This window comes from Streptomyces sp. NPDC001492 (assembly GCF_053597275.1).
The window spans coordinates 35,208-59,207 of the sequence record NZ_JBSFHW010000056.1 but is presented as its reverse complement, the minus strand read 5'-3'; the positions used below and the strand labels follow the sequence as shown (position 1 = coordinate 59,207).

The 24,000-nt window shown below is 72.8% G+C and carries 16 protein-coding genes; 10 read left to right on the top strand and 6 right to left on the bottom strand.

Features of this window, described 5'->3' with window-relative positions; all coding sequences use genetic code 11:
• Positions 1-228: 228 nt before the first annotated feature.
• From ACWC1K_RS43650 to ACWC1K_RS43635, 4 genes are all read left to right on the top strand, one after another.
• Positions 229-918, top strand: coding sequence for a DUF4232 domain-containing protein (locus ACWC1K_RS43650; RefSeq protein ID WP_450839031.1), 690 nt, complete (start codon positions 229-231; stop codon positions 916-918).
• Between the two features lie 123 nt (positions 919-1,041).
• Positions 1,042-1,257, top strand: coding sequence for a hypothetical protein (locus ACWC1K_RS43645; protein WP_450839029.1), 216 nt, complete (start codon positions 1,042-1,044; stop codon positions 1,255-1,257).
• Positions 1,258-1,412: 155 nt separating this feature from the next.
• Positions 1,413-9,479, top strand: coding sequence for a type I polyketide synthase (locus ACWC1K_RS43640; protein WP_450839028.1), 8,067 nt, complete (start codon positions 1,413-1,415; stop codon positions 9,477-9,479).
• Between the two features lie 47 nt (positions 9,480-9,526).
• Positions 9,527-10,996 carry a tryptophan 7-halogenase gene (locus ACWC1K_RS43635; protein ID WP_450839027.1) on the top strand — a complete coding sequence of 490 codons (1,470 nt, stop codon included), beginning with the start codon at positions 9,527-9,529 and terminating at the stop codon, positions 10,994-10,996.
• A gap of 59 nt (positions 10,997-11,055) precedes the next feature.
• Here the strand turns inward: ACWC1K_RS43635 and ACWC1K_RS43630 are convergent, their stop codons facing one another.
• Both ACWC1K_RS43630 and ACWC1K_RS43625 read right to left on the bottom strand, forming a co-directional pair.
• The gene (locus tag ACWC1K_RS43630) at positions 11,056-11,907 is read right to left on the bottom strand and encodes an isocitrate lyase/PEP mutase family protein (RefSeq protein ID WP_450839025.1); all 852 of its coding nucleotides are present in this window, start codon (positions 11,905-11,907) and stop codon (positions 11,056-11,058) included.
• Between the two features lie 72 nt (positions 11,908-11,979).
• Positions 11,980-13,155 (bottom strand): cytochrome P450, encoded by a 1,176-nt coding sequence (locus ACWC1K_RS43625; RefSeq protein ID WP_450839023.1) that lies wholly within the window; start codon positions 13,153-13,155, stop codon positions 11,980-11,982.
• Positions 13,156-13,380: 225 nt separating this feature from the next.
• Between ACWC1K_RS43625 and lanKC the strand changes: the two genes are divergently transcribed.
• The 4 genes from lanKC (at position 13,381) to ACWC1K_RS43605 (ending at position 19,858) form a co-directional block, all read left to right on the top strand.
• The gene (lanKC, locus tag ACWC1K_RS43620) at positions 13,381-15,993 is read left to right on the top strand and encodes a class III lanthionine synthetase LanKC (RefSeq protein WP_450839021.1); all 2,613 of its coding nucleotides are present in this window, start codon (positions 13,381-13,383) and stop codon (positions 15,991-15,993) included.
• Between the two features lie 7 nt (positions 15,994-16,000).
• Positions 16,001-16,120 carry a SapB/AmfS family lanthipeptide gene (locus ACWC1K_RS43615; protein WP_099926849.1) on the top strand — a complete coding sequence of 40 codons (120 nt, stop codon included), beginning with the start codon at positions 16,001-16,003 and terminating at the stop codon, positions 16,118-16,120.
• Between the two features lie 85 nt (positions 16,121-16,205).
• Positions 16,206-17,936 carry an ABC transporter ATP-binding protein gene (locus tag ACWC1K_RS43610; protein ID WP_450839018.1) on the top strand — a complete coding sequence of 577 codons (1,731 nt, stop codon included), beginning with the start codon at positions 16,206-16,208 and terminating at the stop codon, positions 17,934-17,936.
• Positions 17,933-19,858, top strand: a complete 1,926-nt coding sequence (locus ACWC1K_RS43605) for an ATP-binding cassette domain-containing protein (RefSeq protein WP_450839017.1) — start codon at positions 17,933-17,935, stop codon at positions 19,856-19,858. The genes ACWC1K_RS43610 and ACWC1K_RS43605 overlap by 4 nt, the downstream gene beginning before the upstream one ends.
• A gap of 9 nt (positions 19,859-19,867) precedes the next feature.
• Here the strand turns inward: ACWC1K_RS43605 and ACWC1K_RS43600 are convergent, their stop codons facing one another.
• Positions 19,868-20,482, bottom strand: a complete 615-nt coding sequence (locus tag ACWC1K_RS43600) for a response regulator transcription factor (protein WP_450839016.1) — start codon at positions 20,480-20,482, stop codon at positions 19,868-19,870.
• Positions 20,483-20,686: 204 nt separating this feature from the next.
• Here ACWC1K_RS43600 and ACWC1K_RS43595 point away from each other — a divergent pair, with 204 nt between their 5' ends.
• Positions 20,687-21,745: a right-handed parallel beta-helix repeat-containing protein gene (locus ACWC1K_RS43595; protein WP_450839015.1), complete on the top strand. Its 1,059-nt coding sequence runs from the start codon at positions 20,687-20,689 to the stop codon at positions 21,743-21,745.
• A gap of 47 nt (positions 21,746-21,792) precedes the next feature.
• Positions 21,793-22,821, top strand: a complete 1,029-nt coding sequence (locus ACWC1K_RS43590) for a methyltransferase (RefSeq protein WP_450839014.1) — start codon at positions 21,793-21,795, stop codon at positions 22,819-22,821.
• A gap of 72 nt (positions 22,822-22,893) precedes the next feature.
• On the opposite strand, the gene ACWC1K_RS43585 is transcribed toward ACWC1K_RS43590, so the two are convergent.
• Genes ACWC1K_RS43585 through ACWC1K_RS43575 form a run of 3 tightly spaced genes read right to left on the bottom strand, consistent with a single transcriptional unit; the run spans position 22,894 to position 23,984 of the window.
• Positions 22,894-23,226 carry a TcmI family type II polyketide cyclase gene (locus ACWC1K_RS43585; RefSeq protein WP_450839013.1) on the bottom strand — a complete coding sequence of 111 codons (333 nt, stop codon included), beginning with the start codon at positions 23,224-23,226 and terminating at the stop codon, positions 22,894-22,896.
• A gap of 22 nt (positions 23,227-23,248) precedes the next feature.
• A complete protein-coding gene (locus ACWC1K_RS43580; RefSeq protein WP_450839011.1) occupies positions 23,249-23,728 on the bottom strand; it encodes an SRPBCC family protein in 480 nt (159 codons plus the stop codon).
• Position 23,729: 1 nt separating this feature from the next.
• On the bottom strand, positions 23,730-23,984 hold the full coding sequence (locus ACWC1K_RS43575) for an acyl carrier protein (RefSeq protein ID WP_450695463.1): 255 nt from the start codon (positions 23,982-23,984) through the stop codon (positions 23,730-23,732).
• Between the last annotated feature and the right edge of the window lie 16 nt (positions 23,985-24,000).

The following is a 24,000-nucleotide window of genomic DNA, read 5'->3' as shown; positions in this document are numbered from 1 at the left end:
GCCGGCGCGGCCTTGCGGATGCCGTTCACGTACTGCATGGAGTCCCCCGAGTTCGGATGGTGCGGGGCCGGTCCATCGGACCGGCGCCCTCTCGTCACCGCACTGTCACAGAAGATCCACGCGTGTCACAGCTGATCCACAGGAGAAACCCCCGGTGAGGCAGTCGTGTCTCCATGGTCGGGCGCCGGCGAAGGACCGGCCCCGCACCATCCGAACTCGGGGGACTCCATGCAGTACGTGAACGGCATCCGCAAGGCCGCGCCGGCGATCGCCGTCCTTCTGGCCGCTCTGTCGGTGACCGCGTGTCAGGCCGACGGCTCCAAGGCGGGGGCCGAAACGTCGTCGCAGGCGCCGAGCAGCGCGCCGTCCGCTTCCACCACCACCCCGGGCACGACGACCCAGGAGCCCTCCCCCGCGCCCACCTCGAAGGCCCCGACCGCGACCGCATCCCCCATATCCGGGTCCGGTTCCACCGGTACGGCCGTGAAGGCGTGCGCGGCCACCGCCCTGAAGGTGACCGCGCACCAGGCCGCCGACCGCCCGGTGGGCACCGGAACCGGAGCGGCGGTGGTCGAGTTCACCAATGTCTCCGCCCGGCCGTGCATCCTCCAGGGCCACCCCACTGTGGCCGGCGCGGGCAACGGTTCCCCCGAGCACAACGCCCCGCTGAAGGTGACGCCCTCCGGGACCGCCACGCCGGTCAAGCTGGCACCGGGCGCCAAGGCCTGGCTGAAGCTGACCTTCGTCCAGGTCCAGGGCGAGGCGGACGGCTACTGCAAGTCCGGCGCCAAGCCGGTCACCTACCCGACGATGGTGGTCGGCCTGCCGGGCTCCGGGGCACACCAGGTCGCTCTGGACGACGGTGTCCTCGCCGAGTGCGACAACACGGTGACCGCCACTGCCGTGACCGCCGCGTAGTTCCCGGGCCCCACAGGACATTTTCACCATGGACACCGAAGGGGTTCTCCTTCTCCTCAGTTCTGTCCGCCCGTCCTGATTTATTGGCTGGTCGGTCATGGGATCCGTGACCGGCCAGCCCGCATGACCGAGATCACCACGGAGAAGGACCAGATTGTGACACCCAATCCGAGCGGAAACGATCACCTACCGGTGTACGAAAGCCTGCTCCGTGAGCGCGGCGACGTCGTGGCGGAAGCCCGCGTGGCGGCGGAGCAGATGCAGCACCAGGCACCGCAGGCGCCCGGCAGCAACAACTGGGACCCGTCGGACTTCGGCCCGCAGTCCGGTCCTCAGTGAGGGAGGGGCCTCCCCGCTGAAGGAGAGGCTCCCTCTCGCGCGCCACCCCGCCGGAATGTTCGATCACCCGGCCCTCCTCCCCGTAGGCTCAACACCATTGACCTGCAAGGGGATTGACGGCGGCCGTGCCGAGCACGCGCCGGAGGGGCAGGAACATGACGCACGACGGGCTGATCCGGCCGTTGCCGGAGCTGCTGAAGGCACACGCGTGGGAGGCACCGTCACGTGTGGCGTTCGCCGACGACGTGCGCGCCGTCACCTACGCGGAGTTGGAGCGGCGCACCGGCCGGCTTGCCGCCCACCTCGCCCGGACCGGCCTTCGGCGGGGCGAGCGGGTCGCGATCTGTCTGGGCAACTGTGTCGAGACGGTGGAGAGTGTGCTGGCCGTGGTCAGGGCGGGGGCGGTCGGCGTACCGCTCAACCCCCGGTCCTCGGACGCGGAACTCGCCCACTTCCTCGAGGACAGCGGCGCCTCGGTCCTCGTCACCGACCCCGCGCACCTGGCACGGCTGCACCGCCCGGGTCCCGGACAGCGTCATGCGCGCATCCTGCTGACCGGCCCGGGACCGCTCCCCGAGGACGCCCCTGACGGCACGGTCCTCTTCGACGCCATCGCCTCGGACCCCTCCCCCGCCGGGCCGCCCCGGGACGACCTGGGCCTCGACGAGCCCGCCTGGATGCTCTACACCTCCGGCACCACGCACCGCCCCAAGGGCGTGCTGTCCACGCAGCGGGCCGCCCTGTGGTCGGCGGCGGCCTGTTACGCCCCGCTCTTCGGGCTCTCCTCCGCGGACCGGCTGCTGTGGCCGCTGCCGCTGTTCCACAGCTTCGGGCACTCTCTTGCCGTCCTGGGTGTCACCGCGGTCGGCGCGAGCGCCAGGATCACCGCCGAACTCCTCCCGCCCGGCGGCCTGTTGCGGGAGTTGCGCACACCGCGCGCAGAACTCGGCGGCCCCTGCACCGTCCTGGCCGGAGTGCCTGCCACCTACCACCAGCTGCTGGCGTCCGCCCGGGAGGACCCCTCGCCTGCCCCTCCGGGACTGCGGACCTGCATCGTGGCGGGCGCCCCGAGCGCACCCGCCCTGCGCCGGGCGGTGGAGGAGCTGCTGGGGGCTCCGCTGCTCGACGCCTACGGCAGCACCGAGACCTGCGGCATGATCGCGGTGAACCGGCCGGACGGGCCGCGGGTCGACGGTTCCTGCGGTCCACCGGTGCCGGGCATGGAGGTGCGCGTCGTCGATCCCGGCTCCGGCAACGATGTCGCGGACGGCGACGAGGGCGAGCTCTGGGTCCGCGGCCCGAGCCTGATGACCGGCTACCACGACCGGCCCGAGGAGACCGAGGCCGCGCTGCGGGACGGCTGGTACCGCACCGGGGACCTCGGCCGGCGCGTCGCACACGGTCATCTCACCCTCACCGGACGGGTCAGCGAGCTGATCATCCGCGGCGGGGAGAACATCCATCCCACAGAGATCGAACAGGCCCTGCTGCGCTGCCCGGGCGTGCGGGACGCGGTCGTGGTCGGTGTTCCGCACGACGTCCTCGGCGAGGTCCCGGTGGCCCACGTCGTCCCGGGCCCGGAGGGCTTCGACCCGCGGCAGGTTCTGGAGGCGTGCCGTACCCGGCTGGCCGCCTACAAACTGCCCGTGGAGATCCGCGAGATCGCGGCGGTTCCCCGCACGGCGTCCGGCAAGATCGCCCGCCACGCGGTCGTCACGGGAGCGGCCCGGCCCACCCCGTCCTCCCCGACGGCCGCCGCGGGAGTCCTGCGGCGGCGGCTGCTGTCCCTGCCGACGGAGGGGCGCGAGCGGGCGCTGCGTGAGGCGGTGCTCGCGGAGGCCGCGGGGGTCTGCGACAGCGGGCCGTACGAACGGCTCGACGCGGACGGCCCGTTCACCGGACTCGGCCTGACCTCCGTGGGCGCCGTGACGCTCGTCGACCGGCTCGGCGAGGCGACCGGGCTGCGGCTGCCCTCGACGCTGGTCTTCGACCACCCCACACCGGCCGCGCTGGCCCGGCACCTGCACACCACCCTCTTCCCCCCGGCGACCGCTGATCAGCCGCCCTCCGCCGTGGACGCGAGCGCGGACGATCCCGTGGTGATCGTCGCCATGGGCTGCCGCCTGCCCGGCGACGTGGAATCGCCCGAGGACCTGTGGCGCCTGGTGTCGGAGGGCAGGGACGCGACCTCGGAGTTCCCGGCCGACCGGGGCTGGGACCTGGCCGCCCTCTACGATCCCGACCCGGAACGGATCGGCACCTCGTACACCCGCCGGGGCGGATTCCTGCACCGGGCCGCGGAGTTCGACGCGGATCTGTTCGGGATCTCTCCGCGTGAGGCGCTGGCCATGGATCCGCAGCAGCGGCTGCTGCTGGAGACCTCGTGGGAGGTCTGGGAGCGGGCGGGCATCGACCCGTCCACGATCCGCGAGAGCGACACCGGCGTGTTCGTGGGCGTGATGCACGGCGACTACTCCGCCCGCTTCACCACGCACGAGCTGGAGGCCCATCTGGGCCTGGGCTCGGCCGGCAGCGTGGCCTCGGGCCGCATCTCGTACGTCTACGGCCTGCGCGGGCCCTCGATCACCGTCGACACCGCGTGCTCCTCCTCACTGGTCGCGCTGCACTGGGCGGCGAAGGCGCTGCGCTCCGGGGAGTGTTCCCTTGCGCTGGCGGGCGGGGTCACGGTGATGGCGACGCCCAAGCCGTTCACGGCGTTCAGCCGGCAGCGCGGTCTGGCGCCCGACGGCCGCTGCAAGTCGTTCTCAGCCGCCGCGGACGGCACCGCCTGGGCCGAGGGCGTGGGCCTGGTGCTGCTGGAGCGGCTGTCCGACGCCCGCCGCCACGGCCACCCGGTCCTGGCCGTGCTGCGCGGTTCCGCGGTCAATTCCGACGGCGCCTCCAACGGGCTGACGGCACCCAACGGCCAGGCCCAACAGCGGCTGATCACACGGGCGTTGGCCGACGCCGGGCTCCGCGCGCAGGACGTGGACGCGGTGGAGGCGCACGGTACGGGCACCACGCTCGGCGACCCCTTGGAGGCGAGGGCGCTGCTGGCCACCTACGGCCAGGGGCGGCCGGAGGACCGGCCGCCGCTGTGGCTCGGCTCGGTCAAGTCGAACCTCGGCCACACCCAGGCGGCCGCGGGAGTCGCCGGAGTCATCAAGATGGTGCAGGCCCTGCACCACGAGGAACTCCCCCGGACCCTGCACACGCAGGCCCCGACACCGCACGTCGACTGGTCCGCCGGACGGGTGCGGCTGCTGACCGAGGCCCGCCCGTGGCCGGCGACTGACAGCGGATTGCGCCGGGCAGGTGTGTCGGCCTTCGGCATCGGCGGCACGAACGCCCACGTGATCCTGGAAGAGCCTGGGGCAACGGCAGCGCCCCCAAGGGGCGCGGGGCTGTATCCATATGCGGCTCCGCCGCGGGGCGCGACCAGCCACGATGATCCCGCAGCCGAAAGAACACACATCGCGGCACATCCCGTGGAGCGCCCAGCGGCGGCGCCATGGCTGCTTTCCGGCGCCGACGAGGCAGCCCTGCGCGCCCAGGCCCGCCGCCTCGCGGACCATCTGACGGCCCACCCCGACCTCTCCGCGGCCGACGTCGGCTTCTCCCTTGCGGTATCCAGGCCGGCGCTCGCACACCGGACGATGGTGCCGGCCGACGACCGAGCGCGGATGCTCGCGGCCCTCGACGCACTCGCCGAGGGCGGCGACGGCTTCGGCTCGATGCGGGCCGTCGCCGACCCGGGCCTGCGCACGGCCTTCCTGTTCACCGGGCAGGGCGCCCAACGCGTGCGGATGGGCGCGGAGTTGCGCACCGCGTTCCCCGTCTTCGCCACCGCCTTCGACGAGGTCTGCCGGGAGCTCGACGGCCGTCTCGAAGTGCCGCTGGGGCAGGTGCTGTCCGCGGAGCGGGGCTCGCCCGAGGCCGCCCTGCTCGACCGCACGGACTTCACGCAGGCCGGTCTGTTCGCCTTCGAGGTGGCGTTGTTCCGGCTGTTGGAGTCCTGGGGTGTGCGGGCCGACTTCCTGACCGGGCACTCCGTCGGAGAACTGGCGGCGGCCCACGTCGCAGGGGTACTGGATCTGCCCGATGCGGCAGAACTGGTGGCTGCCCGCGGACGGTTGATGCAGGCCCTGCCCGCCGGCGGGGCGATGGTGTCCCTGCACGCGACGGAGGAGGAAGTCCTCGCCGCGCTCCAGAGCGTCGGCGACCAGGTGGCCATCGCCTCCCTCAACGGGCCGCGCTCGGTGGTGATCTCCGGCGTACGGGAGACGGTGCTCGCCGTCGCGGCCGGGTTCGAGGCGCGCGGCCGCAGGACCGTGCGACTGCGGGTCGCCCACGCCTTCCACTCACCGCTGGTGGAGCCGATGCTCGACGACTTCCGCCGGGTCGCCGAGGCACTGGCCTTCCGGCCGCCACGGATATCGGTGGTCTCGGCGGTGACGGGCCGCCCGGCCGAGGCCACGGAGCTGTGTTCCCCGGAGTACTGGGTACGGCACGCCCGCCGGCCGGTGCGGTTCGCCGACGCCCTGCACTGGCTCGGGCACAACGGCGTCTCGGCGTTCCTCGAGATCGGCCCCGGCCCCGCGCTCACGGCGGCGGCCGAGGAATGCCTCACCGGCCCGGACGGCGACGTGCCGTTGTGCGTCACCGCCACCCGCGGCGGCGAACACGAGCCCCGGACCCTCCTGGCCGCCGTGGCCCGCCTCCATGTGCGCGGGGCGCGGGTCGACTGGCCCGCGGCGCTCGCGGACAGCGGGGCCCGGCGGGTGGACCTGCCGACGTACGCCTTCCAGCGCCGCCGTTACTGGCTGGACGCGCCGCGCACGCCGGCCCCCGCGGCGGACACTCGCGAACACCCGCTGCTGGGCCCGGCGTTCACGGTCCCGGACACCGAGCGCACGGTGTTCTCCGGCCGGCTCTCCCCCACCACGCACCCCTGGCTCACCGACCATGTGATCGCCGGGGCGGTCCTCGTCCCCGCGACGGCATTCGTGGAACTGGCCGTACAGGCGGGCCACGAAGTCGGCTGCGGGGCCCTTGACGAACTCGTCGTCGTGGCCCCGCTCACCCTCCCCCCGGACCTCGGGGTGCGCGTCCAACTCGTCGTGGGCGAGCCGGACGGATCCGCCCGACGGCCGTTCGAGGTCTACGCCCGCCCCGACGTGGACGCGAAGCCCGTCTGGACCCGGCACGCCACCGGTCTGCTCGGCCCGGCCCCCGGTGAGCCTCCGCCGCCGGACCCGGAACTCGGGGCGTGGCCCCCGGACGGCGCCGTCGAGGCCGACCTCACGGACGCCTACGACGGTCTCGCCGAGGACGGCCTCACCTACGGGCCGGCCTTCCGGGGCGTACGCTCGGTGTGGCGGCGCGGGGACGTCCTGTTCGCGGACGTGCGGCTGCCAGAAGGCGAGTTGACGGGCACCGACCGCTTCGGCATCCATCCGGCTCTGCTGGACACGGCACTGCACGCACCGCTGCTGACAGGATCCACGGCCGGGGCCGGGGCTCTGCGGGTCCCCTTCGCATGGACCGGCGTGCGCCTGTACACGGCGGGGGCGTCGGAGGTACGGGTACGCATCGCCCCGACCGGAGCGGATGCGCTCTCGGTGACGCTCGCCGACCCGGCGGGCCGCCCTGTGGCACGCGTGGATTCCCTCGTGACCCGGGAGCTCCCCGTCCCGACGGCCGAACTCGACGTGGTGCGGCAGGCCTTGTGGCGCCCCGACTGGACCCCTGCGGAACCGTCCGGCGGCGAACGGGAGGTCACGGCACGGTGGGCGGTGCTGGGCCCGGACGAGCTGGACCTGTGCGCGTTGCTCCCGGACCTCGTGGACACCGCCGTGGACGAACCGGACACCCTCGTCCTCACGGCGGTCGGCGCGGAGCCGGACCCGCTGCCCGCCGTGCACGCGCTGACGGCCAAGGTGCTGCGCACGGTGCAGGACTGGCAGGACGACCCGCGCACGGCGGGCTCGCGCCTGGTGGTGCTGACGCGGAACGCAACCGCACCGGACCCCGACCTGGCCGGTGCCGCGGTGTGGGGGCTGGTGCGCACGGCCCAGTCCGAGGTACCCGGGCGTGTCGTCCTCGTCGACGTGGACGGACGACCCGAGTCGCTACGGCTCCTGCCGGCAGCCGTGGCCACCGGTCGGCCCCAACTGTCCATCCGCTCCGGACAGTTGAACGTGCCGCGACTGGCTCGCGCCGAGGACACCGCAGCCGCGGACGTCTCTCTCGGGGCGGGCACGGTCCTGATCACCGGCGGTACCGGCGCTCTGGGTGCGGAGCTCGCCCGCCATCTCATCACCTCGTACGGCGTACGGCATCTGCTGCTCACCGGGCGCCGGGGGCCGCAGGCGCCGGGCGCCGGGGAACTGCGGGCCACGCTGGAGGAGTTGGGCGCCGAGGTGCGGATCGTGGCCTGCGACGCGGCCGACCGTGCCGCGCTCGCCGAGGTGATCGACAGCTGTGTGCCCGCGCCGACCGCCGTGGTGCATGCCGCCGGGGTGCTGGACGACGGGGTGCTGACCGCGCTGACCCCCGGGCGGATGGCCGCGGTGCTGCGCCCGAAGGCGGATGCGGCCTGGCATCTGCACGAGCTGACGCGGGACCTGGACCTGTCGGCGTTCGTCCTGTTCTCATCGGTTTCCGGCCTGTTGGGTCGCGCGGGCCAGGGCAACTACGCGGCGGCGAACTCCTTCCTCGACGCCCTGGCGGATCACCGCTCCCGACTCGGGCTGCCGGCGGTGTCCTTGGCGTGGGGGCCGTGGGAGGCAGCGGGGGGCATGGCCGGGGCACAGCAGCGGGAGGATGGCGTGCTCCGGCCGCTGTCCACGGCGCAGGGTCTGGCCCTGTTCGACGCGGCGCTCCGCGACGGCGGGTCCCTGCTGGCGCCCGTTCTGCTGGACCGGGCGGGCCTCCGTGTGGCCCAAGGGCCGCTGCCGCCGCTCCTGCGCGGACTGGTGCGCCCGCGTACGCCCGCCGTCGAGAAGGCCCGCCCGGGGCCCGAGCAGCCGTGGGAGCCGGGAGCGTGGCGCCAGGTGCTGGCCCGGCTTCCCGCCGGACAACGCGAGGACAGGCTCACGGAGTTGATGAGCGCCGACGTCGCGGCGGTGCTCGGATACCCGGACGCCGACGCCCTCCCGGGCGGCAGGTCCTTCGCCGAGCTGGGCTTCGACTCGCTGATGGCGGTGCAGGTCCGCAACCGGCTGAGCATGGCGCTGCGCTTGCGTCTGTCGGCCGCCGTGGTGTTCGAGCATCCGACGGCTCAGGGACTGGCCCGGCACATCCTCGGCCTGCTGGAGGACGACCTGCCTGCGACGGCACCCGACACCGCCGGCCCGCGTCCCGCTCAGACGCTGTCCTCGCTCTACCGGCGGGTCTGCGAGGCCGGACAGGTGGTCGCCGCGATGCAGATGCTGGTCACGGCGTCCTGGGCGGTTCCGACCTTCGAGGCGGCCGAGAGCCGGCAGCACTCGATCCCGCCGGTGCGGCGCGCCACCGGTGGCGGGGCCGGGGGTCCGGTGCTCGTGTTCTTCACCGGCACCCACCCGACGTTCCGCGCGCCGGGCGGGGAGTTCGCCCGCTTCCACGGGTGCTTTCAGGGCCAGCTCGACGTCCTGGAGTTCCCGCACCCGGGCATCGGTGTGGGCAGCGCGGTCCCGGCCGACCGGGAGACCCTGGCCCGCACCCACGCCGAGTCGGTACTGCGGCAGGTGGGCGGCAGGCCCTTCGTGGTCGTCGGCGTCAGCACCGGGGGCGCCGTGGCACATGCCGTGACCCGGCGGCTCGAAACGCTGGGGGCGGCTCCTGTGGGGCAGGTGCTGCTGGACACCTATCTCGTCCACGACGGCAACAGCGACAAGGACTGGCTGCTGTCCCTGCCCGCGGTGATCGCGCCTCGACTGGGCGGCACCGAGTTTCCCGGGGACGAGGACGCAGGCGTTGCGGCCCTGGGGGCGTACACGCGCATGTTCCTGGGCTGGGGCCCGGAACCGGTCGACACCCCGACCCTGCTGGTGCGGGCAGCCCGGCCCACGCCCGAGATGGCGGCGAGCGCGGGCCCCGAGGAGTGGCGGACGACCTGGCCGCTGCCGCACACCCGGGTCGACGTGCCCGGCGACCACTTCTCGTTCATGCAGGAACACGCCCCGACCACCGTGGCGGCCGTCCGCGCGTGGATCGACTCCCTGGGAGAAGCACAGTGACTGTTGCACAACACCCCCACAAGCCCGGGACAGTTGAGGAATTCGACGTGATCGTGGTGGGCGGTGGTCCGGCCGGGACCACCGCCGCCACGGCCGTCGCCCTGCGTGGCCACCGCGTCCTGCTCCTGGAACAACAGACCTTCCCCCGCTACCAGATCGGCGAGTCGCTGCTGCCGTCCACCGTGCACGGTGTCTGCCGCATCCTGGGCGTCGAGGACGAGGTCGCGCGGGCGGGCTTCAAGCTGAAGCGCGGCGGGACGTTCCGGTGGGGCCGCAACCGGGATCCGTGGCAGTTCTCCTTCGCCCTGTCTCCCCGGCTGGCCGACCCGACCTCGTTCGCCTACCAGGTGGAGCGGTCCCGGTTCGACGCGATCCTGCTGGACAACGCCCGCCGGGTCGGCGTCGACGTACGGGAGAACTCCCGCGTCAAGGGCGTGCTCACCGACGAGGAGCGGGTGCGGGGCGTCAGCTGGAGCGGCCGCGGGGGCGAGCTCCGCGAGGCCCGGGCCCGCTATGTCGTGGACGCCTCCGGCAACGGCAGCCGCATCCACACCGAGGTCGGCGGCAGCCGGACGTACTCCGACTTCTTCCGCAACATCGCCGTGTTCGGCTACTTCGCCGGCGGCACACGGCTCCCGAAGCCCAACGACGGCAACATCTTCTGCGCCGCCTTCGACGAGGGCTGGATCTGGTACATCCCGCTCCGCGACGACCTCACGAGCGTGGGGGCCGTGGTGAGCCGGGAGAACGCCACCGGGATACAGCGGGATCCGGTGGCGGCCTGGCGCCGGCTGATCGACTCCTGCCCCGAGGTCCGCGACCTCCTGCAGGGGGTTCCCCAGGCCACCGAGGCGCCCTACGACCAGGTCCGCGTCCGCAAGGACTGGTCGTACTGGAAGTCCCGGCTGTGGCGGCCCGGCATGGTGCTGGTCGGCGACGCGGCGTGCTTCGTCGACCCGGTGCTCTCCTCCGGCGTGCACCTCGCCACATACGGGGCCCTGCTCGCGGCCCGCTCCCTCAACAGCGGCCTCGCGGGGACGCTGGACGAAGCTCGTCTGTTCGACGAGTTCGAGGCCCGCTACCGGCAGGAGTACAGCCTGTTCTACGAGTTCCTGGTCTCCTTCTACGACATGCACGAGGACGAGCGTTCGTACTTCTGGAAGGCCCGCAAGGTCACCAACGTGGACGCGACGGAACTGGAGGCGTTCGTCGAGCTGGTGGGCGGTCTGGCCTCCGGCGACGCCGGCTTCGACGGGCTCGGGGAGGCGGGCGCCCGGCTGACCACGGCCTCCACCGAGCTCGGCTCGGCCGTGGGCCGGTTGCCGGACTCCGACGGCCTGCGCAACCCGCTCTTCGAGTCGCCCACCATCCGCGAGGTCTTCCAGGAGGGTGCGGTTCTGCAGGAACGAGGGGTGTTCGGCGGCCCGTTGGAGGAGGAGACGCCGGTGCGGCCGGGCGGCCTGGTGGCTTCGGAGGACGGGCTCATGTGGGTGGATCCTGCTCGGCCGCGGCCCTGAGACCCACCGCCGTTCCCCGGACCGGCGCCGAACTCGGCCCTGACCGTGCCGACCGAGCGTCAAGGACGCGGCTGGAAGAGGTCGTTGAGGTCCGACTGCGGGATCTGGTCGTCGGCGTAGGAGAAGGTGCCCCGGTCGGCCAGTTCCCGCGCGGCGCTCAGCAGGTGGCGGTACATCGCGCGGGCGATGCTGCCGCCCACCGTGACCCGCCGTACGCCGAGTTCGCGCAGGTCGTGAAGGGACAGCGTGCCGCCCGTCAGGCCCATCACCACGTTGAGCGGGCCGTCGAGTCCGCGTACCAGGGTGCCGATGGTCTCGGCGTCGGCGGCGCCCGGCACGAACGCACAGTCCGCCCCGGCCGCCAGATACGCGTTGGCCCGCCGGATGCACTCGTCGAGCGTGCCCCCGACGAGCAGCACGTCGGTCCGGCCGACCAGGACGAAGGGCTCGCCGACCGCGTCCACGGCGGCGCGCGCGGCGCGGATGCGGTCGGCGGCGAGGGCCGGGTCGTGGAGCGGCGCCTTGCGGTCGCCGGTGAAGTCCTCGATGTTGCCGCCCGCCGCACCGGCCGCGAGCGCCTTGGAGACCGTGCTCGCCACAGTCTCGGGCGCCTCGCCGTATCCGTCCTCGAGGTCCGCGCTCAGCGGCACCGTCAGCTCGTCGGCGATCTCGCGGATGCGGGCCAGCATCGTCCCGCGGCCGATGCGGCCCTTCGGCTGCTCGCTGAAGAAGTCGTGGTCCGGGCGGCCCAGGGAGAACGCGACTCCCGCGCTGGTGGTGGCCACGGCGGGGAAGCCGGCCGCCTCCAGGATCCGGGCACTGCCCACGTCCCACGCGTTGGGGAGCAGGAAGCAGCCCTGCCGGTGCAACTGGACGAATCGTTCCGCTCGTTCTCGGCTGTCGCTGTTCACATGAACGAACCTACGAGCCGCGGGCCCGCGCCGGAACCCTCGTCCCGGGCGTGTCTCTCCCGCCACCGCCCCTCAGCGACGGCTGTCCCATCGCACATGCAGGGCCGGTGGCTTGCGGAAGACCAGGCCGTGCGGGGCTGTGGGGCGGTCCGGGTCGAGGCGCAGGGCGGGGAGGCGTTCGAGCAGGCGCTGGAGGGCGATGCGGGTCTCCAGGCGGGCCAGGTGGGCGGCGATGCAGTGGTGCGGGCCGTGGGCGAAGGCCAGTTGGAGGCGCGCGTTCTCGCGGCGGACGTCGAAGCGGTCGGGGTCGGGGAAGACGGCAGGGTCGCGGTTGGCGCCGGCCAGGGAGACGGTGACCAGATCGCCCCGGCGGACGGTGGCCGGACCCAGTGCGGTGTCACCTGTCGCGTAGCGGTCCACGACGGCCGCGCCGGGTTCCAGGCGCAGCGACTCCTCGATCGCACCGTCCAGCAGCTCGAAGTCGCCAAGTACGAGGGCGAGTTGGTCGGGGTGGCTCAGCAGGTGCAGCAGCGCGTTGGCGATCACCGCCTCGGTGGTCTCGATGCCCCCGAACATCAGGACCGCGGCATTGGACGCGAGCTGGGGCAGCGCGAGCCGCCCGGCGGCGGACACCAGCAGCGAGGAACTGCCCCGGTCGGCAACGGTCTTCTCCACGGCGGTCCGCAGTTGCGCGTACGCGGCGGCTCCGGCGGGTCCCGGCTCGTGTCCGGCCGTGATGTCCGAGACGGCGCGCACGATGGAGTCGTACCAGGAGAGCACCGTGTCCGTGCCGGCACCGGCCAGCCCGAGTGCCTCGGTCACGACGGCGACCGCGAGGGGTCCGGCGAAGGAGCGTCTCAGTTCGGCGGTGCCCGCCGGCTCGAGAGCGGTGATGAGCCGGCCGGTCTCCTGCTCGATGAACGAGGCGAAGCCGTCCCGCACCTGCCGTGGCCGGAAGGGGGCGTTGAACGGCTCGCGGTGGCGGGTGTGCTGCTCCCCGTCCAGCGACAGCATGCTCGGTCCGACGACCCGCGCGGTGGAGAACCGGGGGTCGTCGACGGTGAAGGTCGCGGCGTCCCGCATCACGTGCAGCGCCAGGTCACGGCGGGTCACCAGCCAGCCACCCAGCTCCGGCAGCCAGGACACCGGCTCGTGCGCCCGCAGCCGCGCCAGCCGGGGATGCGGGTCCCGGGCGAGTTCGTCGAGCGTCGTGGCGGCACCGAACGGGAAGGAGTCGCTGACGCTCATCGTGCGGAACCGTTGCGCATGCCGGGAAACACACACCCTTTCGGGAGGTTCGAATACTCCTGCGGTCGTGATTATCCACCTCCCGGGCTGTGCGTTTCGCACAGTGGAGCCGGGTGAATCCCACGCACGTGAGGTGACAGACGCACGATGTCCACGCCCGCGCCTTCTGCCATCGTGGGAGGTGAGAGGCACCGGGGAGGCGGACTGAAACCCTTGGAGACTCCCGTGGACAAGCGGTACGAGGTCTACTGCCTCACGGACCCCCACTTCTACGACGCACCGCATCACGGCCGCACGCGCGGCTGCTTCCGGCAGGCCGGCCGGCCGCTGCCCGATTCGTGGGCACGCGAGGAGCTCGGCGACTGGGTGGTGTGCCGTCCCACCGGCACCGTGTTCCCCCGGCAGGGCTGGAAGATCCATGTCTCGGCCTGTCCGGACAACGCGCAGTCGATCCTGGACGAGGTGTGGGACTACTGCGTCCCGCGCCGCATCGCGTTCAAGTTCCTGCCCGGCATGGACGCCCTGTTCCTCGCGAACGCGAAGTACGCGCACCGCGGCTCCAGCGGCAAGTTCGTGACCGTCTACCCCGTGGACGAGGCCGAGTGCGAGCGCATCCTCACCGAGCTGGGCGGTCTGCTCGACGGGCGCCAGGGCCCGTACATCCTCAGCGACCTGCGCTGGGGGGACGGTCCGCTGTACGTCAGGTACGGGGCCTTCGCCGACCGGTACTGCGTGTCGGACGACGGCGAGCTGGAGCAGGCGGTGGAGGATCCCACCGGCCGTCTGGTGCCCGACGTGCGCGGCCCCACCTTCCGGCTGCCCGAGTGGGTGCAACTGCCCGGTTTCCTCGAACCCCACCTCGCCGAGAGCAGGCGCACCACCGTCGCCGACCTGCCCTACCGGATCGAGAAGGCGCTGCACTTCTCCAACGCCGGCGGGCTGTACGCCGCGGTGGACACCCGGACGCAGGAGCGGGTCGTCCTCAAGGAGGGGCGGCCGCACGCGGGGCTCACCCCGGACGGCGCGGACGCCGTGACCCGGCTCCGGCGCGAGCGGGAGGCCCTGGAACGGCTGGCCGGGCTGCCGTTCGTGCCCGCGGTCCGCGACCACTTCGAGCTGGGCGGCCACCACTTCCTCGTGGAGGAGCTCGTCGAGGCCACCGCGCTGTACAACGAGTTCGTCAAGCGCTATCCGCTCGCCGCGCTGTCCCCGGACCGCGCCGCGTTCGCCGACTACACCGACTGGGCTCTCGACATCCACCGGCAGGTGGAGGAGGCGGTCGCCGCGGTCCACGAGCGGGGCATCGTGATCGGGGACGTGCACACGGACAACATCCTGGTCCGCCCGGACGGCAGGGTGGTGCTGGTCGACTTCGAGGGCGCCATGGACGTGACGCAGGCGCGCCGCCAGGTCCTCGCCGCCCCGGGCTTCATCGCCCCGCGCGGCGCCACCGGCTTCGACATCGACCGGTACGCCCTGGCCAGTCTGCGGCTGTTCCTGTTCCTGCCGCTGACCGGGCTGATCGAACTGGACACCGGCAAGGCGGGGCAGCTCGCGAGGGAGGCCGCCCGGCTGTTCCCGGTCCCCCGCTCCTTCCTCGACGCGGCCGTACGCACCATCACAGGCGACGGCGGGATCGACGCGGGGGCGGACGACGCGCCCCGGCTGGAGCCCGACCGGGCGGGCTGGCTGCACGCCCGGGACTCGATCGCCTCGGCCGTCCTGGCCTCCGCCGCACCCGAGCGGCACGACCGGCTCTTCCCGGGCGACATCGAGCAGTTCCTGCTCCCGGGAAGCGGCCTGGGCCTCGCCCACGGCGCGGCAGGCGTGCTGTACGCGCTGGACGTGACGGGCGCGGGACGCCACCCGGACCACGAGGAGTGGCTGATCCGGCACGCGCTCGACCCGGCACCGGGCACCCGCCTCGGCTTCTACGACGGTCTGCACGGCGTCGCCCATGTCCTCGAGCACCTGGGACACCACGAGGAGGCCGCCAAGGTCCTCGACATGTGCCTGGGCGAACGGTGGGAACCGCTGCCCCTCGACCTCAAGGGCGGACTGTCCGGCATCGGCCTGAACCTGCTGCACTTCGCGACCACCACCGGCGACGCCACCTGCCGTGACACCGCCTGCCGGGTGGCGGAGGTCGTCGCCGACCGCCTGGGCTCTGCCGACGCCGTGGCGGAGACCAGCGGCGGCGCCCACCCGAGGGCGGGGCTGATGTTCGGGTCGTCCGGACCGGCGCTGCTGTTCCTGCGCCTGTACGAGCGCTGCAAGGACCCGGCCCTGCTCGACCTGGCCGCCACGGCTCTGCGCCAGGACCTGCGCCGCTGCGTGGTGCGCGAGGAGGGGTCGATGGAGGTGAACGAGGGCTGGCGCACCATGCCGTATCTCGCCGACGGCAGCGTGGGCATCGGCATGGTCCTGGAGGACTACCTGGCCCATCGCGCGGACGAGGAGTTCCTGGACGCCGCCGCAGCGATCCGCAAGGCGGCCAGGGCGTCCTTCTACATCGAGCCCGGGCTCTTCGACGGTCTCGCCGGGATGATCCTCCACCTCAGCCGCCCGTACCCGCCCGGCACGGCCGCCGAGCGGGACCCCCTGATCGCCGGCCACGTACGCCGACTGGCCCGCCACGCCTGTCTCCTGGACGGTCAACTGGCCTTCCCCGGCGAGCAGTTGCTGCGGCTGTCCATGGACCTGGCCACCGGCGGCGCGGGTGTTCTGCTCGCGCTGGGCGCCGCCTTCCACTCCCGGCCGGCCGGACTGCCGTTCCTGACACCCGGCCTGCCCGCCCATGACTTCCCCGTCCCCACGCGAGTACCAGAGAGGAGGTGAGGACGTGATGTCGCTCCTCGAACTGCAGGGTCTCACCATCGAGACCGAAACCGGGCACGCTCCGCCGCCGGGCAGCCGCGCGAGCAAGGGCTGTGGAGGCAGCCGCCTGAGCCTGCTGCTCTGCTAGTTCTCACCCCAACGGCGGGGGCACCTCCGGTGTCCCCGCCTCACTCCGCCGGAAACCGTCCGGCGACGGCAGACAGGAGGGGCCCGTGGAACGACGTGCGGCGGACCGACTGCTGCTGACGGCGGTCCGGCGGGGCGGCACCTGGGGCGGCGTCCTGGCCGCCACTTCTCTTGTGCTCGCCGGCGTCTACGTGGTCCTGCCCGCGCTGATGGGCCGCACGGTCGACGCCGTACTCGGGCGCGGTGACGCCGCCCTGTGGCTGGCCCTGTCCGCCGTCGCCGTGACGCTCCTCGTGGTGTGCGACGCGGCAGACGACTACGCGGGCGCCGTCGCCAACTCCCGCTCCACGGCATGGCTGCGGCACACCCTGCTGGGGCACGTCCTGGACATGGGCAGCAGTGCGACCCGCCGCCACACTCCGGGCGATCTGGTCACGCGCCTGGTGAGCAACACCGCCCGGACCGGCAGCGCCCCCTCGGGTCTGGTGTGGGCGGTGACCGAAGTGCTTCCCGCGGTCGGGGCCGTGGTGGCCCTGGCCCTCATCGACCCCTGGCTGTGCCTGACGTTCCTCGCCGGGCTGCCGGTGGTCGTCCTGGTGGTGCGCGCCTTCGTCCGTGACGTCTCCGACGTCAACGACCGCTACTTCGCCACGCAGGGTCGTATCGCCGCCCGGCTCGTCGACGCCCTCACCGGCATCCGCTCCATCACCGCCGCCGGAACCACGGCCCGGGAGGCCGGGCGGATCCTGCGGCCGCTGCCGGAGCTGCACCGCCACGGCATGGGGATGTGGCGGGCCTACGCCCGGGTCTCCGCGCGGGACGCCGCGGTCGTCCCCCTGCTGGAGGTCGCCGTCCTGGCGGTGGCCGGCCTGGAGCTCGCCCGGGGCCGCATCACACCGGGTCAGACGCTCGCCGCGAGCGAGTACGTGCTGCTGGCCACGGGGGTGAGTTCGCTGGTGGCCTCGGCGCACCGGCTCGCCTTCGCGCGCGCCACGGCGGGGCGGGTCGCCGAGGTGCTGGCGGAACCCGTCGTGGTGTACGGCACCGCGCGACTGCCGGGCGGGGGCGGCGGCCGGCTGGAGTTCCGGGGGGTGACCGTCCGCACGCCGGAGGGCGGCACGGTGCTGGAGGGCGTCGACCTGGCTCCGCCGCCCGGCATGCTGACGGCCGTCGTGGGGCGTTCGGGTGCCGGGAAGTCGCTGCTCGCCGCGCTGGCCGGGCGGCTGGCCGACCCGGACGAGGGCGAGGTACTGCTCGACGGGGTGCCGCTGCGGGACGTGGACCGCGCGGCGCTGCGGCGGGCCGTGGCGTACGGCTTCGACCGGCCGGTGCTGCTGGGCGGGACGTACGCCGACGCGATCGCCTTCGGGGCTCGCGACGCTACGCACTTCGAGGTGCTGGCCGGGGCGGCCGCCGCGCGCGCCGACGCCTTCCTCCAGACCCTGCCCGAGGGGTACGGCACCCAGCCGGCCACCGCCCCGCTGTCCGGCGGGGAGACCCAACGGGTCGGCCTGGCACGCGCGTTCGTCCAGGCGGGCCCGGCCGGCCGGCTCCTGGTGCTCGACGACGTGACGGCCGGCCTCGACACCGTCACCGAGCACCACATCGGCAAGGTGCTCACCGGGTCCGGGCAGCTCGCCCGCCGTACCCGGCTCGTGGTGACCCACCGGGCGTCCACCGCGGCCCGCGCGGACCACGTCGTCTGGCTGGAGGCGGGCCGCGTCCGTGGACAGGGCACCCACCGCGCACTGTGGGCGGATCCGGAGTACCGGGCCGTCTTCCGTCCGGAGCCGGCGCCCGACGGGGGGCCGCGATGAACCGGGCGGCCCACGGACTGCTTCGCTCCACCCTCCGCGCCCGGCGCCGGGAGTTCGCGCGGCTCACCGGCTGGTCGCTGGTGCAGGCGGTGCCCGCGCTGCTGTCCGGCTGGCTGGTCGCCCGGGCCGTCGACGACGGCTTCCTCGCCGGCCGCAGTACCACGGGCCTGGGCTGGCTGGCGCTGCTGGCCTGCACCGTCCTGCTCGGCGCCTGGGGCACCCGGCAGGCCACGCTCCGACTCGCCGACGTCGTCGAGCCGTTCCGCGACGACCTGGTCACCCTGGTCACCACGGGCACACTTCAGCGCTCCGCCCGCCTGACCGGGCCGGCCGACACGGCGGGCGTGGCCCGGCTGACCGAACAGGTCGAGATCGCCCGTGAGTCGTACGGGGCGATCGTGATGTTCGTGCAGACCTTCTCGGTCACCGCGGTGAGCGTGCTGCTCGGGCTGGTCGTACTCGATCCGGTACTGCTGCTGTTCGTGCTGCCGCCCCTCGTGGCCGGGCTCGCACTCTTCCTGCTGGCCCTGCGCGCGATGGCTGCCCGGCAGCGGGCCGTCGTGCTGGCCGACGAGGCCATCGCCGAGCAGGTGGGCGCGGTGGCCGCGGGGCTGCGGGACGTCACGGCCTGCGGCGCCGAGGACGTCGTACGCACTCGGGTCGGCGCCCGCGTCGACGCGGCGGCGGACGCGGCCCGCGCCCTGGCCCGGCTCACCGCCGTGCGGACCGCCGCCCTGGGTGTCGGCGGCTGGCTCCCGATCGTGCTGATCCTCGCCGGAACGCCCTGGCTGGTCCGCGGTGGCATGACGACCGGCACCGTCCTGGGCGCCCTGACCTACGTCTCCCAGTCCCTGCAACCGGCCCTGCGCGGCTTCGTCCAGGGCCTGGGCGGCAGCGGCCTGTGGCTCCTGGTCACCCTCACCCGCATCCTGGAGGCGTCGACCGCCACGCCGACCGGCCCCCAAGCCGATACCGTCCCGAACAACACCCCGCCTTCGACCGGCACTTCGAAGAGGCGCAGGGCCGCCGGGCGGTTGCACAGGACGGTGACGCAAGACGGTGCGCCCGGCAGGCCGTCGGCGTCACACAGTGACACCGCACCGGACGGGCTTGCCGCCGTCAGGTCCCCCCTCGTCGCAGGGCAGCCCCGCGACGGGCGTGTCGAGTTGTGCGGGGTCACCTTCGGATATGCCCGTTCCGCCGAGCCGGTCGTACGGGATCTCGACCTCGTTCTCGCGCCGGGCACGCATCTGGCCGTCGTGGGCCCCAGCGGGGCGGGCAAGTCGACGCTCGCCGCGCTCGTCGCCGGGGTGCTCGAACCACGGGCCGGGCGGATCCGGCTGGGTGGTGTCCCGGTGCGGGAGCTGGACCGTGGCCGGCTGTCCCGGTGCCGTGTGCTGATCCCGCAGGAGGCCTACGTGTTCGCCGGCACCCTGCGGGAGAACCTCGCCTACCTTCAGCCCGAGGCCGGCGAGTCCGAGCTGGACGCGGCCGTCCGGGCCATCGGTGCGCAGGCGCTCGTCCGGCGCCTCGGCGGCTATGACGCGACCGTGGATCCCGCCGTGCTCTCGGCGGGTGAGCGGCAGCTGATCGCCCTGGTCCGGGCCCTGCTGCCACCGGCCCGGCTGGTCCTGCTGGACGAGGCCACCTGCCACCTCGACCCGGCGGCGGAGGCGGTCGCCGAACGGGCCTTCGCCCGCCGCCCGGCCACCCTCATCGTGTGCGCCCACCGGATCAGTTCCGCGCTGCGCGCCGACCTCGTCCTCGTCATGGACGGCTCGCACTGCCGTCTCGGCACACACGACCTGCTGATGGCGGACTGCGCCCTCTACCGCGACCTGATCGGCCACTGGGACGGGCCGGCGGACGCGGCGCGGCCGGCCGCCGGCGGCGGCGAACTCGCGCGCCCGAAAGGGACGTGAGCGCCGCGCCTACAGCCATCCCGACTGCCGGGCGATCCGGATCGCGTCGATGCGGTTGCGTGCGCCGGTCTTCCTGGAGACCGCGTTCAGATGGTTGCGGACCGTTCCCACGGACAGCGACAGCCGCTCGGCGATCTCCCGTGTCGGAGTGCCGTCCGCCGCCAGCCGCAGCACCTCGAGCTCCCTGGGGGTCAGCGGGCTCCTGGCCGAGGAGAGCGCCAGCAGCGCCAGTTCCGGGTCGATGAACCGCCCGCCGGCCGCCACCTTGCGCACGCCCTCCGTCAGAAAGTTGCTGGGACTGTTCCTGCCGATGAGGCCCGCGACGGGCTGGGCCAGCGCCTGGCGCAGATACTCGGGCGTCGCCGTGCCGGCCACCAGCAGGATCCGGCACTCCGGAAGCCGCTCGCTCAGCTCCTGCGAGGTTCCGAGCGCCCCGTCCTCGACGGCATCGCCGTCACAGTCGATGACGACGACATCGGGCCGGTACGACAGCGCCCGTGTGACCGCCTGCCCGCACCCCGGTGCCGCCGCGACCACCTCGATGTCCTCCTCACGTGTCAGCAGGGCAGCCAGTGCCCCGCGCACCAGGTCGATCTCCTCGACGAGAAGCACACGGATCAACATCGCTCCCGCCCGGCCCCCAGTGGCCTGCTCGCGCGACACGCCCCGGACACTCCGACGACGCCGTACGAAGTATCTCCGGTTATAGCCCTATTTGACGTGCCCGCCCCGCCCCAGGCCCATGGCAGATGCAGGGCGCACGCGGGACACGCCGCCGAATGGTCTATTCAGCAGGTAAACGTCCTATCCGGTCATAGCGTTCGCGATATGAAGAAATACCGCATTGCATACGTGATGTGCACCGCCGTGGTGGTCGGGACCGGGCTGGGTGCCGCTCCGGCGGCCGCCCGTCATGCGTTCCATGTGGTCATGCCGGGCCAGTCGATCCAGAAGGCCGTGGACGCCTCCCAGCCCGGAGACACCGTCCTCGTGGCCCCCGGCACGTTCCACGAGAGCATCAAGGTGACCACGCCCGGGCTGACCCTGCGCGGCATGGGGCGGGCCACAGTGATCGAGCCGAGCCGGAAGAAGGCCGCCAACAGCTGTGCCGAGGGCGGCAACGGCATCTGTGTCCTGGGCACGAAGGACCGTGACGTCACGGGAGTCACCATCGCCTCGCTGACCGTCACGGGCTTTGCCAGGACCGGGGTGTTCGCCATGGCGACCGACCGGCTGACCGTGCGGAATGTGACCACGGCGCGCAACGGCGTGTGGGGCATCGCCCAGGAGCGCTCGGTCCGCTCGCTGATCCAGGACAACAGCGCCCTGGACAACGGCGACGCGGGTGTCTTCCTCGCCAACACGATCAATGAGGAGGCAGGCGCCACGGACACCGGGGGAACACTGATCGACCACAACCGGCTGGAGGGCAACCGGATCGGCCTGACAGTACGGCGCCTGCGCAACCTCACCGTCGCTCGCAACCGCGCGACCGCCAACTGCGTGGCGGTGTTCGTCGTCGGTGACGAGAACAAGCCGAAGGCCGGCGCACTGACCGTGCGGGACAACCTCCTCGTACGCAACAACAAGTCGTGCCCGAAGACCGCACGGCTGGACGCCCTGCAGGGCTCCGGCATCGTCCTGACCGGCGCCGAGGACACCCTGGTGACACGGAACGTGGTCAGGAACAACGCCGGCAACTCGCCGCTGTCGGGCGGCATCGTCCTGTTCAAGAGCTTTGTGGCCGTCACCAACGACCGCAACCGGATCAGCGACAACGTGGTCGAGGGCAACTCCCCGGCGGACCTCATCAACGCCGACCACGGCACGGGCAACACCTTCGAACGCAACTCCTGCCGGGCCTCCCAGCCCGCGGGAATGTGCTGACCGCAGGTCATGGCCCGTGCGCGGGCCGAGAAGGAAGGAAGCGGCACATGACGACCGCACAGACAGCCCCACCGCCGTCCATGCGGCTGAGGGAGCTCGCGTTCGCGGCGGCATGTGCCGCCGCCCTCCGGGCCGCCGCCCGGCTGGGAGTCCCCGACGCCCTCGGTGACACTCCCATGACCGCTAAGGACCTGGCGGCGGCGGTGAAGGCGGAGGCCCGGCCGCTACGAAGGCTGCTGCGCACCCTGTCCTGCTACGGCGTCTTCGCCGAGCTGCCGGACGGGACGTTCACCCACACCGAGGTCTCCCGGCTGCTGCGCGAGGACGATCCGAACAGCCTGCGCGCCATCTCGCTGTGGTGCACCGAGCCGTGGACCTGGGACGCCTGGCCGAGGCTCGACGAGGCGGTGCGCACCGGGCGCAATGTCGTCGAGGACCTGTACGGCAAGGAGTTCTTCCCCTATCTGAACGAGGACGCCCCGGAGTCCGCCGACGTCTTCAACCGGGCCATGACCACCTCCAGCGTGCAGTCGGCGCGGGACGTCGCCGAGTTCCTCGACCTGTCGGGGAGTGCATCGGTCGCCGATCTCGGCGGCGGCCAGGGGCATGTGCTGGTGAGCCTGCTGGACAAGTACCCCTCGCTGCACGGCAGTCTGCTCGACCTTCCGCGGGTGGTGGAGAACGCTGTGCCGAGGCTGCGGCCGGGCGGCGACCTCGCGGACCGCGCCTGTGTCGTGCCCGGCGACGTCCGGGTGTCCGTGCCGGTCGCGGCGGACGTCTACGTGATCAAGAACATCCTGGAGTGGGACGACGACAGCACCGCCCGGACGCTGCGCAACGTCCGTGCGGCGGGCGGCGCGGGGGCGCGGGTCGTGGTCATCGAGAACCTCGTCGACGACTCGCCCTCGATGCGGTTCAGCACCGCGATGGACCTGCTGCTGCTTCTCAACGTCGGCGGGGCGAAGCACACCACCGACAGCATGGTCGCCCGGCTGACCGACGCGGGGCTGGTCATCGACGACATCCGCCCGGTCAACCCCTATCTGCACGCGTTCGACTGTCACGTCCCGGGCTGAACGGCCCCTGAAGACCACCGGTCGCCGGGCCCGCGACGCTGCGGGCCCGGCGACCGGTGAGGTACGGCGGAGTCAGCCGGCCGGATCGCGCTCCCACAGATAGAAGCGCCGCGCCATGGCGTCCTTGGGGGAACGCCAGGTCTCGGGGTCGTACGCGCTGACGTACGCGGACAGCCGCTCGCTGACGTCCCGGAACTCGGGGTGCTGTGTGACCTCGGCGATGGCCGGACCGGGTTCCCGCTCGGACTCGATGAGGTGCATGTACACGTCGCCGAACTGGAAGAGGCTGCGCCGGACCACCCCGACGAGGTGCGGCAGCTCGCCCCGGTCGGACTCCGCGAACACCTTGGCGATGTCCGGGGCCGAGCCCGGGGCCATGCGGGCGACGATCAGTGCTTGGTGCATGGGGGCTGGTTCTCCGTCCGGCTCAGTCGGTCAGACCCGGAGTGGCACCGCGCTCGGCGGCGACCTTCTCGATGCGGTCCCGGATCAGCCCCATCTGGACCTTGGAGTTCCGGTTGATGTTGTCGGTCATCCAGGCGTCGTCGACCGGTGCTTCCGGTTTCATGGCGAAGTCCTGCGTCCACACCATGCGCGTGCCGCCCGGCACCTCCTCGTACTGCCAGTGGATGTCCATGTGGTCGAAGGGGCCCGTCTCGACCCGGCGTGCCTTGACGGTGAGCGTGTCGCGGTCCGGTTCGCGTTCGGAGACCCAGCTCCACACGGTGCCGTTCTCGTCGGGGTGCATGGTCAGCCGGAAGGTGGTCTTGCGTCCCTCCCGGGCCAGGACTTCGACGGAGGCGTACTCGGTGAACAGCCGCGGCCAGTTCTCCAGGTCGTTGGTCATCTCCCAGACGAGGTCCAGCGGCGCCGCGATGGTGATCTCGTTCTGCGTGTGTCCGGTCATCTCACGCTCCTGTCATGAGGGCACTGTTGACGAGGTCGAGGAACTGCCGTGGGGTCTTAGAGCGTTCGGCGTCGGCGGGCATCGGCGTGCCGTAGCGGTTCTCCAGTTCGCCCACGATGCCCAGCAGGCCGAGCGAGTCGACGCCGAGGGTGTCGAAGCCCGGGTTGTGCAGCCCGAGTTCCTCGGGGCTGACGGTGACACCGGCGGACTTCTTCATGAGTTCGGCCAGCTCTTCGACGGTTATTCGGTCGGACATTGCGGTTCTCCTCTAC